The organism is Novosphingobium resinovorum, from assembly GCF_027922145.1.
GTDB lineage: Bacteria > Pseudomonadota > Alphaproteobacteria > Sphingomonadales > Sphingomonadaceae > Novosphingobium > Novosphingobium resinovorum.
The window spans coordinates 39,029-55,815 of record NZ_BSFC01000006.1; the positions used below are offsets into that span (position 1 = coordinate 39,029).

A 16,787-nucleotide genomic window follows, 5' to 3' on the forward strand; every position below is an offset into this window, starting at 1 on the left:
TCGTCCGGGCTCACTCGCCATCGCGGGTGAGCGCCATTACGTCGATGAAACGCCCGCGCGCATCGAAGCGGCAGCGAAAGCGCTTGATGCCACTCCGCCCCTGATCGGCGGTGCCGTCGATCGTGCTGCCGCCGTTACGCCCGCGGATCAGACGCGCGGTGGCGATGTAGGCGGGCCTGACGCCATACTGCGCCGATGCCTCGCCGCGACAGTAAGCGGCCATGTTGCCCGGTGCGACAGGCTGCCCGGTGCCAGTCCCGGGACGAGGGCCCGGCCCCGGCGCTCCCGCCCCCGGCCGCGTCGTCACCGCCACAGACAGGCCGAAGTCCGCTCGCTCGCCGCGCCGTGCCGCACCCCGCATCAGATAGACCCGCAGCCGATAGTCGCCATTCGACGGCAGGCGGCCGACAAAGCGATTGCCACTCGTCGATCCGGTGAAGATCGCCACATCGCGCGACCCCGGCGGGAGCACGTTGAAATAGGCGGAACGATTGGAACTGCTGAGCGACGCCGTCATCGTCTGCCCGGCCCTGGCCGAGAGCAGGTAGTCGATGGTCTGGTAGCCCTTGATCGTCCCGCGCAGGAGTGTCGAACTTGCGCCCCGCGCGAACTGCACGCGCTCGCTGCGGACGGGCGCCTGCGCAACGGCGGGAACGGACACTGCGATAGCCGCAGCCGCGCTCAACATTGCCTGCCTCGTAACCATAGAAATGCTCCCATAGAGTTGGGGCGGGATGTAAAGCCGATAGGACGGAACGATTACTTACAGCCTGACGCACCGCTGCCCGACCCAAGTAACGCGAGGGAAGGCAGGGCCGGGCGCGCGATCTTAAAAGCGCCGATGCTCCCGCCCCTCGATCAGGTCGCAGGTTCCACGGAATGCATAAGAAGCGGTGCCCTGGACGCTGATCTGACCACTGCGGCGGTTGATCGTGACCAAAGGCTTGTTGAGACCATTGAGACGGTACTTGGCCCGGATCACGTCCGGCCCCATGTCCACATCATAAAGATCCCACCACCCGTCATTACCCCGGCTGTTGATGGGGGGAACCAGCTTCTTGGGCAGTCGGATGCGCCCGCCACCTTCCCAGAACTGAAGCATCAGCGAGGCATCGAACTGCTGTCCGGTCATCTCGGTGCGGTTGCCATAGTCATAGCGATTGGTCCGCGCATTCCATGACCAGCCATACGTCGTCGAAACACTACTACGCTGACCGTCTCCAAAGCACACGAGCCCCAGATCGACATTCTGATCGTTTACCTGAAAGCGAGCCCGGTCCTCGACATAGCTTGGCGACTCGCGCTGCCCGGCGGTTGACCGAGCATAACCGATGTCTGGATGATACCCACGGTCGCGATCCCCGTCGCGCGCATCCGATCGGGTATGACCGGTACTGTGACCGCAATCGGCAGGCAGCGTATCGGTGATCGAATCGTAACGTCCATTCATCGTCGCAACGGTAACGCACTGGCGTTTGTCGCCATTCCACCAAATGGTGTAGCTGCGATCATCGCCTTTCTGCGTATTCACAAGGTCGTAGCCACGCGCCTTCATCTGGGTTTCAGCGCCGGGCGCACGGGAGCCCACGAGATCGGAAAGTTCTGACGGAGCCTGAGCCAATGCGGCCTGTCCAGCCAGTACCAAGGCAAGCCCACCTGCAGTGATGGTGTGGAATGTCACGAACAGCCTTCCTTTCCCGATCGAACAGCGCGGGCTCGATTCTGAATGAATATCTATACAATCTGGCGGACAATTTCATGAAGTGAATGCCCGCCAGATCATTTCAATCAAATGAAAAGATGGAAGGGGTCACGCCCAACAAAAGCGCGGCCGTAATACCCGGCCTGAAGCGGACATCCCCGGCTTGAAGAAACCTCGGCGCTGCTGCGGTCGAACTGAGCGAGCCGGATCTGGTCCGTATCCGCTCGGCACTCGCCGCCATCGAACTGGTGGGCGAGCGCTATTCCGCCGCCAACCAGAGCCTCGTCAATCGTCGATCTGAACCGAAGGATCTCCCATGTCCCGGATTCACGGCACCGCGCATCGCCGCCTCGCCGAATACGTCAGCGAGGACATCGCCGATGTCTCCCCGGAAACCACGGTCGAGCGCCATGTCATAGACTTCGTGGGCGCCTGGGATTTCGAGGAAGTCTACGGCAAGCTGCTCGACTTTACGCGCACCCTGCCGCTCGACACCGAGGCAGAGGACGTGCTGGTCCACATCACCACTGGCACCCACGTCGCGCAGATCTGCCTGTTCCTGCTGACCGAGGCGCATTATCTGCCCGGCCGCCTGCCCCAGACGCAGCCGATCCGCCGCGCCGACGCCACTGCGCCGGGCAGTTGGAGCGTCATCGACCTCGACCTGTCGCGCTACGATTCCATCGCCACCCGCTTCGCCGCCGACCAGCGCGAGGGCACTTCGTTCCTGAAGTCCGGGATAGAGACGCGCAACCCCGCCTTCAACGCCATGATCGACGAGATCGAGCAGGTCGCCTCGCGCACCCGCGCGCCGATCCTGCTGATGGGACCGACCGGTGCAGGCAAGAGCCAGCTGGCGCGGCGCATCCACGATCTCAAGAAGGTGAAGCGGCAGGTCGCGGGGCCGTTCGTCGAGGTCAACTGCGCCACCCTGCGCGGCGACGGCGCGATGTCAGCGCTGTTCGGACATCGCAAGGGCGCCTTCACAGGCGCGGCCACCGACCGTCCCGGCCTGCTGCGCAGCGCCGATGGCGGCATGCTGTTCCTCGACGAGATCGGCGAACTCGGGCTCGACGAGCAGGCGATGATCCTGCGCGCGATCGAGGACCGGCGCTTCCTGCCGATAGGCGCGGACGCCGAAGTGAAGAGCGACTTCCAGCTGATCGCCGGCACCAACCGTGACCTTGGACGCTGCGTCGCAGAAGGCACCTTCCGCGAAGACCTCTACGCCCGCCTCAACTTGTGGACCTTTGCGCTTCCCGGCCTTGCTGCCCGGCGCGAGGACATTGCGCCCAACCTCGACTACGAACTCGATCGCCATGCCGAGCGCGAGGGTATGCGCGTCTCGTTCAACAAGGAGGCCCGCGCCCGCTTCCTTGATTTCGCCACGTCGCCGCGCGCAACCTGGAACGGTAATTTCCGCGATCTAGCCGCCAGCATCACCCGCATGGCGACTTTCGCACCCAAGGGCCGCATCGACGTGGCGACGGTGGACGGCGAGGTCGTCCGGCTCGAGCGCCTCTGGTCAGACGGGAGCAATCGAAGTGACGGCCTCGAAACGGTCCTGAGCGCCGCGCAACTGGCCGAGATCGATCCCTTCGACCGCGTCCAACTCGCGTACGTCGCACGGGTTTGCCGAGAAAGTCCTTCCCTCTCCGAAGCCGGTCGCCGCCTCTTTGCTGCCTCCCGCGAACGCCGGGCCAGCACCAACGATGCCGACCGCCTGCGCAAGTACCTCACCCGGTTTGGGCTTGATCGCAACGCTACGGTGACCGCCCCTTCCCGGTCGTTCAGCGCTGCAATTTCGCTTCCCGGGTGCAGACTGGCCGGTATCCGGGAGCTGGAGGCAAAGTAAGCTGGCAGCGGCCCGATCGTGCCGCTCACACCACCAGGACCACGCCGACAGGCCCGGTATCTTCGAATTTTACTGTCAAACGAGCGAAGTCGCCGCCCCATACCCTGGGAAGCGGGGCGGTGGCTATCACGGAGAAGCCGGGCCCTGAGTCGCCCGGTTTCAAAGCCGCCTCATGGCGGCGGCGGCCAAATGCCGGGAGGTATCGAAACAGAATTACCGAAAGTTCCTGCGCGAGGGTATCGCGCCGGAACAATCAGCATTTCAGCATGGCCGCGCCACAATCCGGCCGTGCAATCAGGCGGCGTCCAGCACTCCCGCTACCAGATTGCCGGCATGGAACACGGCCTTGCGCGGGGTCTGGCGCGCGACCGTTTCGGCCGAGCAGCTGGCGGGGACCAGCACCATGTCGGCGGCGTCGCCGGCCTTTGGCCATACCTGCTTGCCCGCCGCATCCAGCGGGGTCGGCCCGCCGGTGGCGATCTTCAGGGACTGCGAGATCCCGTATTCGTCGCTCCAGCCGTAGAGCTGGCAAGCGAGCTTTGCCTTCTCCAGCACGTCGCCGCTGCCGAACACTGACCAGTGATCCTCGACGCTGTCGGTGCCGGTGTAGACCTTCACGCCCTTGTCCAGCAGGATCGGGATCGGCATCATCCGCGTGCCGAACGGCAGGGTGGATGCCACCGAAACATCAAGCGAAGCCAGCCGAGCGGCCAGTTCGGCCATTTCGCCTTCGGAAATCGACATCATCGAGAACGCATGACTAAGCGTTACCTTGCCACTCAGTGAGCGCTCGCGCTCCACCGTGTCGGCGATCCGGCGGATCGCGGCGATGCCGCTGGCGCCGGGCTCGTGCAGGTGGATGTCCACGCCCTTGTCCATGTCGAGCGCAACCTGCATCATCGCATCGACCGACTTCTCCATGCCGCCGTCGAGCGCGGTGGGATCGATGCCGCCCACATGCGTCGCGCCCGCCGCCATCGCCGCGCGCATCGTCGGGATCAGGTCGGCGCTGACGAAACCGTGCTGCGGGAACGCCACGATCTCATGCCCGAAACCGTCGGCGCGGCCGTCGAGCGCGTGCTTGAGCAGTTCGACGTGCTTGGTCCCCACCACCGGATCGACGTTGCACTGGCTGCGCGCAAAGGTGGTGCCGTTGGACTGCAGCAGATCGACCAGCTTGCCCGCGCGCTCCTCCAGCGTTGGGAGGAGCTGCGGCAGCAGCGTCTGCTCCAGCTTGATCTGCCCGCGAATGTCTTCGGTCCGCTTGCGCGGGGGCACCCACGGGCCGCCGTAGAAGGTCTTGTCGAGGTGGATGTGCATGTCGCGGAACGAGGGCAGCAGCAGCATGCCCTTCGCATCGCGCACCGCCACGCCCATCGGTGCAGGCGCATCGGCGGGGAGGATCGCGGCGATCTTTCCGCCGCGCACCAGCACCGAGGCTTTCGCAGTCTCGGTGCCGACCACTTCCGAACCCTCGCGCCGGTAGCCTGTCTCCAGCGTCACGCCGCGCAGCAGGAAGCTCGCGCCCTTCGCCCCGGCCGGCTTCGTCTTCGCCGCCATTGCCGGAGCCGCGACCCCGGCCGCCCCCGCCACCAGGGCGGCGGCAAGAATACCCCGGCGGGAAAGCTGCATGTCATTGCGATCCATCATCGTCGTCCCTTCCCTAAGCCTTAGAACTTGAACCGCGCGCCGATCTTCATCTGCCAGACCGACTGCGTGTTGAAGCTGGTCGCCGCACGGCCGACGAAGCTGTCGTACTGGTAGAAGTTGCCCTGCGTCGGGCAAGCCCCGGCGATCTGGCAATTGCGCGCCACCACGTTCGCCGACACATAAGGCGACGGGATCTGCTGCAGCACGCCCCACTTGCGGTTGAGAAGATTGCCCAGGTTCTCGATATCGAGATAGATTTCCGCCTTCGCCCCGTCGGGGAAGAAGCCCGGGATTTCCTGGCTGATCCGCATGTCGATCGTCGTCAGCGCAGGCGCGGTGAAGGCATTGCGCGGCGCGATCTTGCCCGCGTACTTGAGCAGCCCGTTCTGCTTCAGGAAGGCGTTGAACGCAGCGATGTCAAAGCCCGGCGCATAAGTAACGATCGCATCGCTCGTCGCCGTCACCTGCCCGCCGCTCGTCTGCGGCACATAGAGCAGCTGGCGGTTGCGCGTCGCCAGCGCGCCGTTCTCGCCCACCAGCATGTCGGCCGCCATGTTGGCGTTGGCGCCCACATCGAAAGTATAGCTGAACACCTGCCCCGAGCGCCTCTGCCCGAACAGCGTCAGGCGCGTGCGGTTGTCGCCGAAGAAGGCATGCGAATAGCTGACCGACAGCTTCGACAGATGGCGGAACTCATAGTTCGAGGTCGCCAGCGCCGGATCGTTCGGGTCCGAAGTCGCCACCCCGCTGTAGTTCGACGCAGCCACCGTGGTGATACCGGGATTGACGTCCTTCGAACGGATGTAGGTGTGCGAGAACATCGCCTCCAGCCCGTCCAGCGGCCCTTCACGCCAGGTCTTCGCCAGCGCCAGACCTAGCTGGTTGGCATAGCCCTGCTTGGTGTTGGTCACGAGAATATCGTTACGGTTCTCGCGCCCCGGCAGATACGTCGGTCGCCCGTCCGGCGCATCCGGCCCGCGATTGGCGCCTGCGTACAATTCGTACCACGCCACCGCGTTCTGCACTTCGGAGTGGATGAACTCACCCGCCACGCGCCAGCCGTTGCCGAACGCGCCCAGATCGAACTCCTTCTGCGCCCCGATCGACATCTTCCACGTCGACTGCGGCTTGAAGTTCTTGTCCAGCGCATTGATGAGCCCCTGCCCGCGCGCCGCGCTGGCGGTATTGGCCGCCTGCAGCGCCGGGTTGACGTTGAACCCGTCCACGTTGCTCAGCCCCGCAAGGCACGCCGCGCTCGCCGTGGCACTCCGGCTGCAGGTTACGTTGCCCAACATCTGCCCGGTGCTGTAGAAGGTGTTCGCCGTCCACACCGTGGGCGAGCCGCCGCCGAACAGGCCGACGCCGCCATAGACCGTCAGCGTCGGGTCGGGCTTCCAGTTGAACCCGAAACGCGGCTGCAGCAGGTGCTTGCCGTCGAGGTTCTCGGTATTGGAAATCCCGTAGCGCGCCATCACCACCGGGTTTTCGTCCGGCCGGTCGGACTGCTCGAAGAAGTCGTAACGCAGGCCCGCCTTGATCGTCAGTTCGGGCAGCACCGCCCATTCGTCCTGCAGGTAGAGCGTGTTGGTCGTGGTGTGCAGCGTGAAGCCCGCATCCGCCTTCTGGTTGCTGCCCGCATTGGCATAGCTGACCGAGGAGGCATTGCCCGCGCGCAGATCGTCCAGCGAGTTAAACACGTAGGAGCCGTTGGCGTTCTGCACGAACAGATCCCAGATCTTCAGCGCCTCGCGCTCGTACCCGGCGGTGATGCGGTGCGATCCGGCGGTATAGGTCGCCTTGGCGCGGTACTGCTGCAGATAGGTCGTCAGCTCATTCGCCTGATACGAGGCATTGGTGCCCGCATAGACGCTCGGGCCGGTCGTCGTCCCGTTCAGGTATACGCGGAACTGCGCGAAATCGTTGCCCGCCAGCGGGAAGCCCGGGTTGTCCATCTTCTTGTAGGACGCGCTGATTTCGGTGCTGAAATTGTCGGTCCAGTCGGAGAACACCTGCGCCTTGTAGACGTCGAGGTTGTTCTGCCGCTCCACCCACTGCGACAGCAGCCCCAGCGACGTGCTCGACCCGGTCAGCGTGTTGCCGTTGGCCGAGATCGAGGAGCCGCGCGTGCGCTGGTACGAAACCGTGGCGCGGTGGCCCGGCGCGATGTTCCAGTCCAGCTTGCCGAAGAACTTCTCGTCGCGCGAAGGCAGCTTGGTCGCCTCGTAGCCGAGCGGGTCGTAGCCGTAGCGGTCCTTCAGGATCTGGCGCACTTCGTTGGCCTGTGCCACGCTGACGCCGGGCACCTGATTGGCGAAGTCCGAACCCGAAGGGCCGACCAGCGACGGCTCCGAACGCTCGAACTTCTCGTAGTTCAGCGTGAAGAACAGCGTGTCCTTGATGATCGGGCCAGTCAGCGTCGCGCCGAAGGTCTTTTCGGAGAACTTGCCGGTCAGGCGGCGGTCCTGCTTCGATCCGTCCTGGAAATCGGTGTAGCCGAAGCGGCCGCCCTGCAGCGCATCGCCGGTATATTCATAGAAGACCTGACCGTGAAAGCTGTTGCCGCCCGACTTGGTGGTGGCATTCAGCGTGCAGCCGCCGAACGCGCCGTAGTTCACGTCATAAGGCGCCAGTTCCACGCCCAGCGTCTCAACCACGTCGATCGAGATCGGTGAGCGCTGCGTGGGATAGCCGTTGGCCTGCAGGCCGAAGTCGTCGTTCTGGCGCACCCCGTCGATGGTCAGCGAATTGGTGCGGTTGTTGGCGCCGCCGCAGACCAGCGCATCGCTGTTGCTGGGATCGACCGCCACGAAGGGGTTCATCCGCGCCAGATCCTTGAGATCGCGGCTGATCGAAGGCGCCGCCTCGATCTTCTGCGCGGAGAAGTTGGAACTCGGCCCGGTCTTGAGGTCGCCGCCGCCATAAGTCGTGCCGCTCACCACGATCTCGCTGATCTCGCCCAGCGTGAAGTTTGCCTGGAACGCGTCGCCGGTGTTGATCGCGGGAATGTTCACGGACTTGGTGCCGAGGTCGGGTGAAGTCGCGGTGACACGGTACGGGCCGCCGGGACGCAGGTTGCGCACGGCGTAGACGCCGTCGGCGCTGGTCGTCGCGGTGGTGGTCGTGCCCGAGGGGACATGGACGATGGTGACGGGAGCGCCGCTCACCGGATTGCCGTCCGGATCAGTCAGGCGGCCATTGATGGCCCCGGTGATGACCTGCGCGTGGATCGCGCTGGGAACGGCGAGCGCGATCCCCATCGCACCCAGAGAAAGTCCGGCAGCCAGTTTCGCAAAGCGCATGATTGTCACCCTCATGTTGTCCGAAAAGGCGACCGGCAGGGGTGCGGCGGACTTTTGTCCTGCCGACACCCGGCGACCCGATCGCTCGTTGCGAATCAAGTCATATGTCGAACTTCGTCGATGATCCAACATTAAATCGTCAACGATATAATAAATTTTCGAGAACGTTGTGTTTCTGCGATTTTTGGATGCTGCGGCGCGGTATGTTAGAGTTTAGTGCAGGTTGACGATCGCGCCGCGCAGCAATTTGGAATCGAATCGTTGACGATATTTTCGATGGTTCCGGTATCGGAATGGGCCATGCGAATGCGCCTTAGTGCGCGCCAACGCGCGCTCTTGCTCTTTTGGGTATCGCTAGGTTCAGTTCAGTGCACGGTCGTGTGCGCCTCGAACATCGGCGGGACGCGCCACCTTCATCTCCCTGCCGTCGCGCTGTGCAGGCAGGAAAGAGGGAAGGAAGGGGGAATGGCGAAACGCGCTAGACGGAAACGACACAGCGCTGACGAGGAATTGCTTCGCTACGCTCGCAATGACAAGCCGTGGGTGCCACGTCCATTTCCCGTCGTCACTACGAGCGCAGCGAAGCAATCCAGGGCCGCACAGCGAAACCTCATACGCCCCAAAACTCCGCCGCTCAGATCCGGTCGATGGCGGTTTCCCGCGCTTCGCCCTGCAAGGCGAAGCGATCGCGCGTGCGGGTGTAGAAGCTGGCGCCGAAGCGGCCGACGGGGAAATAGTCCTGCAGGTTCACCCGCCACAGGTCGGTGTCGACCAGCCCCTCGCGGGCATGAAGATGCAGGATCTTTCCGAGGAAGATGTACCGGCTCTCTGTCTCGATCGTCTCCCACAGGAGGCATTCGAAGGCGATCGGCGCCTCGGCGATGCGTGGCGGTTTCACACCGGCGGAAGGGATCGACGTGAAGCCGACGAGGTCCAACTCGCTCTGGTCGGGCGGCAGCGTGGTGCCGCAGTCGTGCATCTGCGCGGCGATTGCCTCGTCCGCCATGTGGACCACGAATTCCCGCGATTCCAGAACGTTGGCGGCTGTGTCCTTGAGCGCACCATCCTGCAAGCGGTTGATGGATATCATCACCAGCGGCGGATCCTCGCCCAGCATGGCGAACATGCTGAACGGCGCGGCGTTGACCACCCCCTGCGCATTGACCGTGGTGACCAGCGCGATCGGGCGCGGGACGATCAGGCTCGCCATCAACTTGTAGCGCTGATAGGCACCGATCGCGTCGAAATCGACGTGGGTCGTCTCGGCGGAGGTGGCGTCAGAACCGCTCATCCCAGATTCAACATCTGGGCAAGCGTCTGCGTCGAGGCCCCGCGATCGAGGCTGATATTGTCCTCCAGCGCGCGCAGATGGCGGCCCATTTCGGCGCGGGCCGAGGCGACGTCGCCCTTCTCCATGTAGTCGACGATGCGGCCGTGCTCGGCATGCTCGCACGCGGCGTTGCCGCTGGGCTGGTAGAGCGCGACGATCAGCGAGCAGCGCGTCATCAGTTCGGTCAGGTACGCGGTCAGGATCGGGTTGCCCGCGACCGCCGCGATGCGCAGGTGGAATTCGCGCGCGCAGGCGGCCCAGGCGGGCTGGTAAGGGTTATGCGTAATCTCGTGCTCGTGCGCCAGCAGACGGCGAAGATCGGCCAAGTCCTGCGGGGTGTGGCGCCGTGCGGCGATCTCGACGATGGATACTTCCAGCGCCCGGCGCGCCTCGAAGATCTGGCGGGTTTCCTCGGGTGTCGGGGCGGCGATGACGGCGCCCTTGTTGGGCCGCAGTTCGACGATGCGCTCATGTTCCAGCCGCTGCAGGACCTTGCGGATCACCGCGCGCGACACGCCGAACAGCTCGCACAGCGCCGGCTCGGGCAGCTTGGTGCCGGGCGTCAGCCGCTGGTTAAGCACGCTGTCGAACACCGTCTCGTAGATGTGCTGCTCGACATCGACCCCGCTGGCCGCCGCCGCCACGCCCAGGTCCGGCGCAGCCTCAGCCTTGCGCGCCCGGCGGGGGGCGGAAGCGGCACTGGCATTATCGTCCGACATCGCGAAACCCTGCTTCATGATCCAAAACCACCTTCCAACACCCCGCACGGCCATCACAGCCCAGCCGGAACCACCCTACTCACCGAAGCTCCACTCTGAAACACGCGATGGATGCCCCGGATTCGCTTTGCACCAGATTTGTCGAATTTTGCAAGAACAATCATAAACGATCCATAATATAAATCGTTGACGATTTTTGTATTGAATTGTTTCGTCTTCGTGATAGCCAGCTTGCGAACCTCAATGAAGGCGGACCATGGCGATTCTCGTTCCCAGGCGCACCATCCTTGCCGGCATGATCGGCGGCGCCGCGGCGGCCCTTGGCGGATGCTCTCGCAGCAGCGATCGGATAGGCGTGGGCCTCATCACCGCCCTCACCGCGCAGTCGGCCAAGTCCGGCGAGGCGATCTCGCGCGGGATCACTATCGCCATCGATGAGATCAACGCGGCAGGCGGCCTCCTGAACCGCAAGCTGGAACTGATCCGCCGCGATGACGAAAGCAGTCCCGCCAAAGGTGTGATCGCCGCCCGCGAATTGCTCTACAAAGAAGGCGTGGCGGTACTGTTCGGCGGGCTGGATACGCCCGTCGCGCGCGCCATCGTGCCGATCGCCACTGCCGCGCGCACGCCTTTCGTGGTGCCGTGGGCGGCGGGCACGGTGATCACCCATAATGGCACCGATCCCAATTACGTGTTCCGCGTATCAGCGGTGGACGAACTGGTCGACAAGGCGATGGTCGCCTTTGCCCGGCGCACTTACGCCGTGCGCCGCCCCGGCCTGATCCTGCTGAACACCGCATGGGGCCAGTCCAACGAAAAAGGTCTGAAGGCGGCGCTCGCCGCAGCCGGGCTGCCGCTGGCGGGGTCGGAGAAGTTCGAGCATTCCGACCTCGACGTTACCCCGCAGCTTGGCCGCCTGCGCGCTGCCGGAGCGGATTGCCTGCTGATGGTGGCCACTGTCGGTCCTTCGGCGCAGGTCGTGAAGTCGCTCGACCAGATGGACTGGGACGTGCCGATCGTGTCGCACTGGGGACCGGCCGGCGGGCGCTTCTCCGAACTGGCTGGCTCGCACGCGAACAGGGTGAAATTCGTGCAGACATACAGTTTCTTCGGCGCCGATACCCCGGTGAGAGCCCGCGTTCTTGCTGCGCTCAAGGCGAAGTACCCCGACATCACCGGACCGCAGGACGTGACGCCGGCCGTCGGTGTCGCCAACGCCTATGATGCGATGCATCTGGCCGGACTGGCGATCGCAGCCGCCGGGTCGCAGGACGGCGAGGCAGTGCGGCGCGGCTTCATCCGGATTGGCCGCTATGAAGGCCTGATCAAGACGTATGACGCTCCCTTCGCCCATGGCCAGGACGCGCTGGACGAGCATGACTACGTCTGGGCCGAGTTCGACGGGGGGCGCATCGTGCCGCTGCCCTTGCCCGGCACCATGCCGTCAAAGGCGGCCTGAGCTATGGAAGTCCTTCCCGCCCTGCTCACCGGCCTTGCGCTTGGCTCCATCTACGGGCTGATCGCGCTGGGCTTTCACATCACCGCGTCGGTCTGCGGCGCAGTGAACTTCGCGCAAGGGTCCAGCGCCATGCTGGGCGCGGTGCTGCTTTGGATGCTGACGCAGGCCGGATGGCCGGTCCCCGCTGCGGTGGTGATCGCCGTTACCGCCTGCGCGCTCTACGGCCTGATCGTCGAGCGCGCGGCGATCCGCCCGTTCCTGATGCGCAAGTCCGATGCCTGGCTGATGGCAACGGTGGCGCTGGGGCTGGTCTGCGATAACGGCGTGATGCTGGTGTTCGGCGCCGAGCCGCGTTCGCTGCCCTCGCCGCTGGCGCAAGACGCCGTGCGGGTGGGCGGCATCGACCTTGGCATCTATCCGCTGCACCTGCTGATCCCGCTGGTGATGCTGGCACTGGCGGGGGGGATCGACCTGTTCCGCCGCCGCACCCTGCACGGCGTGGCCATGCTCGCCGTGGCGCAGAACCGCGACGCCGCCGCGATCATGGGCATTCCGGTGGGCCGGGTCATTGCTGCTGCTTTCGGCTTGTCCTCGGCCCTTGCCGGCATCGCGGGAATGCTGGTGGCGCCGCTTTCCCATGTCGAGACCGGCATGGGCGTGACGCTGGGCCTCAAGGCCTTCGCTGTCGCCATTCTGGGAGGCCTCGACAACGCGCGAGGCGTCGTGGTGGCCGCGCTGCTGTTCGGGCTGGTGGAGGCCCTCGTCACGCTCGGCGTCGGCTCGGGCTATACCCAGATCGTGACCTTCATGCTGGTCATCATCGTCCTTGCCGTACGCCCCGACGGGCTGCTCGGCCGAGCACAGGTGCGCAAGGTATGAACGCCCTATCCCATCGAATCGCCGCACCTGCACTGTGGGGCGTGTGCCTGTCGGCGAGCATCGCCGGAGCGCTGCTGCTCAACGGCTATTACGCCTTCGTCATTGGCCAGATCGCGCTGCTGGCAATCGCCGGCATCGGCCTCAACGTGCTGATCGGGCTGAGCGGCCAGTTCAGCTTCGGGCATGCCGCATTCTACGCCATCGGTGCCTACGCGGTGGCGATCTGCACCTCTCACGGCTATCTGCCGTTCTGGCTGGCATGCCCGCTGGGCGTAGCCATTGCGGTCGGCATCGGCGCTCTCCTCGCCTTGCCCGCTTTGCGAGTCAAAGGGCCCTACCTTGCCATGGTGACCATCGCTTTCGGCCTGGTGGTGGAGCAGACGCTGGTGGAAGCCGAAAGCCTGACCGGCGGCCAGAGCGGCATCCTGCAAATCCCGCCGCTGTCGCTGGCCGGGATCGTGTTGGGCGACCGGGCCATGGCGATCGCGGCCATCGCGGCGGCAACGCTGGTGATGGCGGCCTATCACATGCTGTCGGCCAACGGCTGGGGGCAGGCGATGCGCGCGGTTCGCGATTCCGAGAACGCTGCCGCCTCCATCGGCATTTCTCCGACGCGCACACGCATCGTCGCCTTCATGGTCTCGGCCGGGTGCTGCGCGCTAGCGGGCGGGCTGTCGGCGCCGCTCAACAGTTTCGTGACGCCGCAGTCCTTCGGCCTCAACTTCTCGATCCTGCTGGTGCTGACGGTGGTGATCGGCGGCATCGGATCGCGGCCCGGCCCGGTGGTTGGGGCGATCGTCATCGGCGTGCTGCCGGAACTGCTGTCTTCTTTCGAGGCCTATCGCATCCTTGCCTATGCGGCGCTGGTACTACTGGTGCTGTGGATAGCTCCCGGCGGCATTGCCGGAATGCTGCGCCTGCCTGAGGCAGACAGCGCTGCCCCCCAAGAGGATGCCGCTGCTATTGCCTCGCTTCTGGCGAAACGCCGCCGCAATACCCTGTCGGGGCGCGGCCTCGGTATCCGGTTTGGTGGCGTGCGCGCGATCGGCGATCTCGACATCGCAATCCCGGCTGGGAGCGTGACGGCGCTGATCGGCCCGAACGGTGCCGGGAAATCGACTGTCATCAACATCCTGAGCGGCTTCTATCGCTCCGATGAAGGGGAGCGTCTGGTCGGAGACACTCCATTGGCCGCTGGCAAGCCGTGGCTTTCGGCGCGGGTCGGCATTGCGCGCACCTACCAGACCTCTGCCCTGTTCGACAGCATGAGCGTGGAGGACAACGTCCTGCTCGCCATGCGCAAGGGACAGCCCGGCATGCTTTACGGGGCCGCCCTGAACCGCAGCCCCAAGGATGTGCACCATGCGCGCACCTTGCTGCGGGCCTGCGGCTTTGCCGGGCCGCCATCGACCCGCTGCAGCGCTCTGGCACACGTCGACCGGAGGCTGGTAGAAATCGCGCGCGCGCTCGCGACGGACCCGGACGCCCTGCTCCTCGACGAACCGGCAGCTGGGCTTTCCCAGACTGAGAAACGGGTGCTCGGCGACCTGCTGCGGCAGATCGCCGAGGCAGGTATCGGTGTCGGCCTGGTGGAGCATGACATGGGCCTTGTAATGGGCGTGTCGGACCGCGTTGCGGTCCTGCGCACCGGCGAGCTTATCGCACAGGGCAGCCCGGCCGAAGTTCAGGCGGACCCGCTGGTGCGCGAGGCCTACCTTGGCGAAAGGCGCATGGGCGGGCAGGCCGTGGCCATCGCCAAAGGCGGCGAACCCTGCCTTGCCGCCTACGCGCTGAATGCAGGCTACGGCGCCATCGACGTGCTGCACGGCATCGACATCGAGGTACGTCCCGGCGAAGCCGTAGCCCTGCTGGGCGCGAACGGCGCTGGCAAGTCCACGCTGATGCGCATTCTCTCCGGTCTGATGGAACCGGGTTCAGGGCACCTCAGACTGGAAGGTACGCAGATCACGGCACAGGATGCGCCCGCTCGCGTGCGTCAGGGGCTGGCACTCGTCCCGGAAGGGCGGCAGGTCTTTCCCGAGCTTTCGGTATTCGACAATCTGCGTCTGGGTGCTTATGTGCGACCCAAGGATGCGGCGGCCCGCATGTCCTCGATTCTGGAGCGTTTCCCGCGCCTTGCCAACATGCAGCAGCGCCGGGCGGGGCTGCTCTCTGGCGGTGAGCAGCAAATGCTGGCGATCGGCCGGGCACTCATGTCCTCGCCCCATATCCTGCTACTGGACGAGCCTTCACTGGGCCTGTCCCCGCAGATGACATCGGACCTGTTCGATCAATTAACGCTGCTTCGAGATGAAGGCATGGCGATGCTCATCGTCGATCAGATGGCCGATTTGGCACTTAACCTTTCCAGCCGTGCCTATGTTCTAAGAAGCGGACGAATTCTGGCGACGGGTCCGTCTGGCGTTATGATGTCGAGCGAAAATCTCGAAGCCTTGTATCTGGGCAATTGAGCTCGCGCACTAGTCGATGCCATAGACTGGCACGGCAACATCCAGCATCGGCGGGCGTGGAAAACGCTGGCAATCAAATCGAGCGATTTGCTGCACCACCGGCAGCATCTGGCGGTCAGCGGCGATGGGCCTAATGCTATTGCCTCTGCGTTCGAACATGGAGGCTCCTTGCCGTTCTTCGATGTCACGGATACATTAGCTTACGGCGCCGTGCGTAATCCCCAATTCCTAGACGGCGCGCGAGAAGCTGTGAGTCACCGTTTCATCAGTGATATCGATGGGCCCATTCATCTCGAACATCCCGAGCCGCGAAAGGCTGGTATGAACAGCCCAGTGAATATCATGCTATAATCACCCGACGTCCGGAATCGCCTGCCTCGCGCTCGGAAGCAGACCGTGCACAAAGTCCCATCTGCTGCCAGCGGCTTCAGGATTTTTATCGTGTTGCCTGGCTCAGATTTGGTTCTTCATTCCACTCAAGGGCCATTGCGCTCGTGCCAGAGCGGGCATCACCTTAATCGGCCCGAGCATGCGCCTGAGTTTTCATCGTCCCCTTTGTGCAGCGTGATGCCGTTAAAGCGTAGTAGCTTATCGACGTGTGCGATGTCTTCCTGATCGCGGGATATGCGATCGAGGTTTCTACACAGCATGTCGAACTGCCCTGCCCTGGTATCAGCCAGAAGCTGCAGCAGGCCTGTTCGCCCCGCATGCTCGCGCCTCGTCGTGATAATAAGCGACGATCTCCCAGCGTTCGCGTGCTGCAAGTTCCCGACAGACCAGCAACTGGTCGTCGATGGAATGCACATTCTGCAGATCGGATGAGTAGCGGGCGTAGAGAGCCGCTTTGAGCATCAAGGGTCCGGCGGCGAGGGCCGACGCTTCTGGAAGTAACTATGCAAAAAATCATTTTTTTTCGAGATTTTACCTATCTCCGCGAGGAGAAGCGGAAGTTGGTTGCGGGGTGCGCCCCCGATTGAACCCAATAAGCCAAGTCATTGATTTTATTGAGACGAGGAATTTCCGCCCAAATAGACATCTCAGCAAGATTCTGATTTCTATAAGATTTTTAGGGAGTTTGGTTGCGGGGGCTCGCTTCCATCAATACTTGGCACCAAGCAGTCGCAGCCTAATTTCCACTAAATTTATGGCAACGAACCGACGTCGAGGAAGCAGAGGATGACGAGAAAATCGATAAGCGGGAAGCCAGCAAGACTGGCGGAGAGGGTGTCCGGCAAACTTCGCCGATAACCGTCTGGTTTATCAGCATTTTATACCTCTTTTAGTAATCCAACCCTGTTGGCAGCCCGGCTTGCAGATGCAAGTGACAGCAGGCTCGAAGAAGATAGGATCTTATCGAACAAATTCATACTAATTCTTTCAACTCCACCGTTGGGTCTGCCAATCTCACTAGATCAGGCGATGA

The 16,787-nt window shown here is 63.8% G+C and carries 11 protein-coding genes and 1 pseudogene; 4 read left to right on the forward strand and 8 right to left on the reverse strand.

Features of this window, described 5'->3' with window-relative positions:
- Positions 1–10: 10 nt before the first annotated feature.
- A complete protein-coding gene (locus PKE80_RS03720) occupies positions 11–661 on the reverse strand; it encodes a hypothetical protein (protein ID WP_271181335.1) in 651 nt (216 codons plus the stop codon).
- A gap of 168 nt (positions 662–829) precedes the next feature.
- Positions 830–1,681 carry a hypothetical protein gene (locus PKE80_RS03725; RefSeq protein ID WP_271181336.1) on the reverse strand — a complete coding sequence of 284 codons (852 nt, stop codon included), beginning with the start codon at positions 1,679–1,681 and terminating at the stop codon, positions 830–832.
- A 337-nt stretch (positions 1,682–2,018) separates the two neighbouring features.
- Here PKE80_RS03725 and rtcR point away from each other — a divergent pair, with 337 nt between their 5' ends.
- A complete protein-coding gene (gene rtcR / locus PKE80_RS03730) occupies positions 2,019–3,557 on the forward strand; it encodes an RNA repair transcriptional activator RtcR (RefSeq protein ID WP_271181337.1) in 1,539 nt (512 codons plus the stop codon).
- A 294-nt stretch (positions 3,558–3,851) separates the two neighbouring features.
- Here the strand turns inward: rtcR and PKE80_RS03735 are convergent, their stop codons facing one another.
- The 4 genes from PKE80_RS03735 to PKE80_RS03750 all read right to left on the reverse strand — a co-directional run bounded on the left by PKE80_RS03735 (position 3,852) and on the right by PKE80_RS03750 (position 10,573).
- Positions 3,852–5,207 carry an amidohydrolase gene (locus PKE80_RS03735; protein WP_271181338.1) on the reverse strand — a complete coding sequence of 452 codons (1,356 nt, stop codon included), beginning with the start codon at positions 5,205–5,207 and terminating at the stop codon, positions 3,852–3,854.
- A 20-nt stretch (positions 5,208–5,227) separates the two neighbouring features.
- The gene (locus PKE80_RS03740; RefSeq protein WP_271181339.1) at positions 5,228–8,506 is read right to left on the reverse strand and encodes a TonB-dependent receptor; all 3,279 of its coding nucleotides are present in this window, start codon (positions 8,504–8,506) and stop codon (positions 5,228–5,230) included.
- Between the two features lie 634 nt (positions 8,507–9,140).
- A complete protein-coding gene (locus PKE80_RS03745) occupies positions 9,141–9,797 on the reverse strand; it encodes a flavin reductase family protein (protein WP_271181340.1) in 657 nt (218 codons plus the stop codon).
- On the reverse strand, positions 9,794–10,573 hold the full coding sequence (locus tag PKE80_RS03750; protein WP_271181341.1) for a GntR family transcriptional regulator: 780 nt from the start codon (positions 10,571–10,573) through the stop codon (positions 9,794–9,796). The genes PKE80_RS03745 and PKE80_RS03750 overlap by 4 nt, the downstream gene beginning before the upstream one ends.
- Positions 10,574–10,811: 238 nt before the next feature.
- Between PKE80_RS03750 and PKE80_RS03755 the strand changes: the two genes are divergently transcribed.
- The 3 genes from PKE80_RS03755 to PKE80_RS03765 are packed head-to-tail and all read left to right on the forward strand — an operon-like array spanning position 10,812 to position 15,364.
- Complete coding sequence (locus tag PKE80_RS03755) at positions 10,812–12,014, forward strand: ABC transporter substrate-binding protein (protein ID WP_271181342.1); 1,203 nt, start codon at positions 10,812–10,814, stop codon at positions 12,012–12,014.
- 3 nt (positions 12,015–12,017) lie between these two features.
- Positions 12,018–12,893, forward strand: a complete 876-nt coding sequence (locus PKE80_RS03760; protein WP_271181343.1) for a branched-chain amino acid ABC transporter permease — start codon at positions 12,018–12,020, stop codon at positions 12,891–12,893.
- A complete protein-coding gene (locus tag PKE80_RS03765; protein WP_271181344.1) occupies positions 12,890–15,364 on the forward strand; it encodes a branched-chain amino acid ABC transporter ATP-binding protein/permease in 2,475 nt (824 codons plus the stop codon). Before PKE80_RS03760 ends, PKE80_RS03765 begins: the two co-directional genes overlap by 4 nt.
- 9 nt (positions 15,365–15,373) lie before the next feature.
- On the opposite strand, the gene PKE80_RS03770 is transcribed toward PKE80_RS03765, so the two are convergent.
- A complete protein-coding gene (locus tag PKE80_RS03770) occupies positions 15,374–15,523 on the reverse strand; it encodes a hypothetical protein (RefSeq protein WP_271181345.1) in 150 nt (49 codons plus the stop codon).
- A 350-nt stretch (positions 15,524–15,873) separates the two neighbouring features.
- A pseudogene (locus PKE80_RS25300) lies at positions 15,874–16,216 on the reverse strand (recombinase family protein).
- Positions 16,217–16,787: the final 571 nt, after the last annotated feature.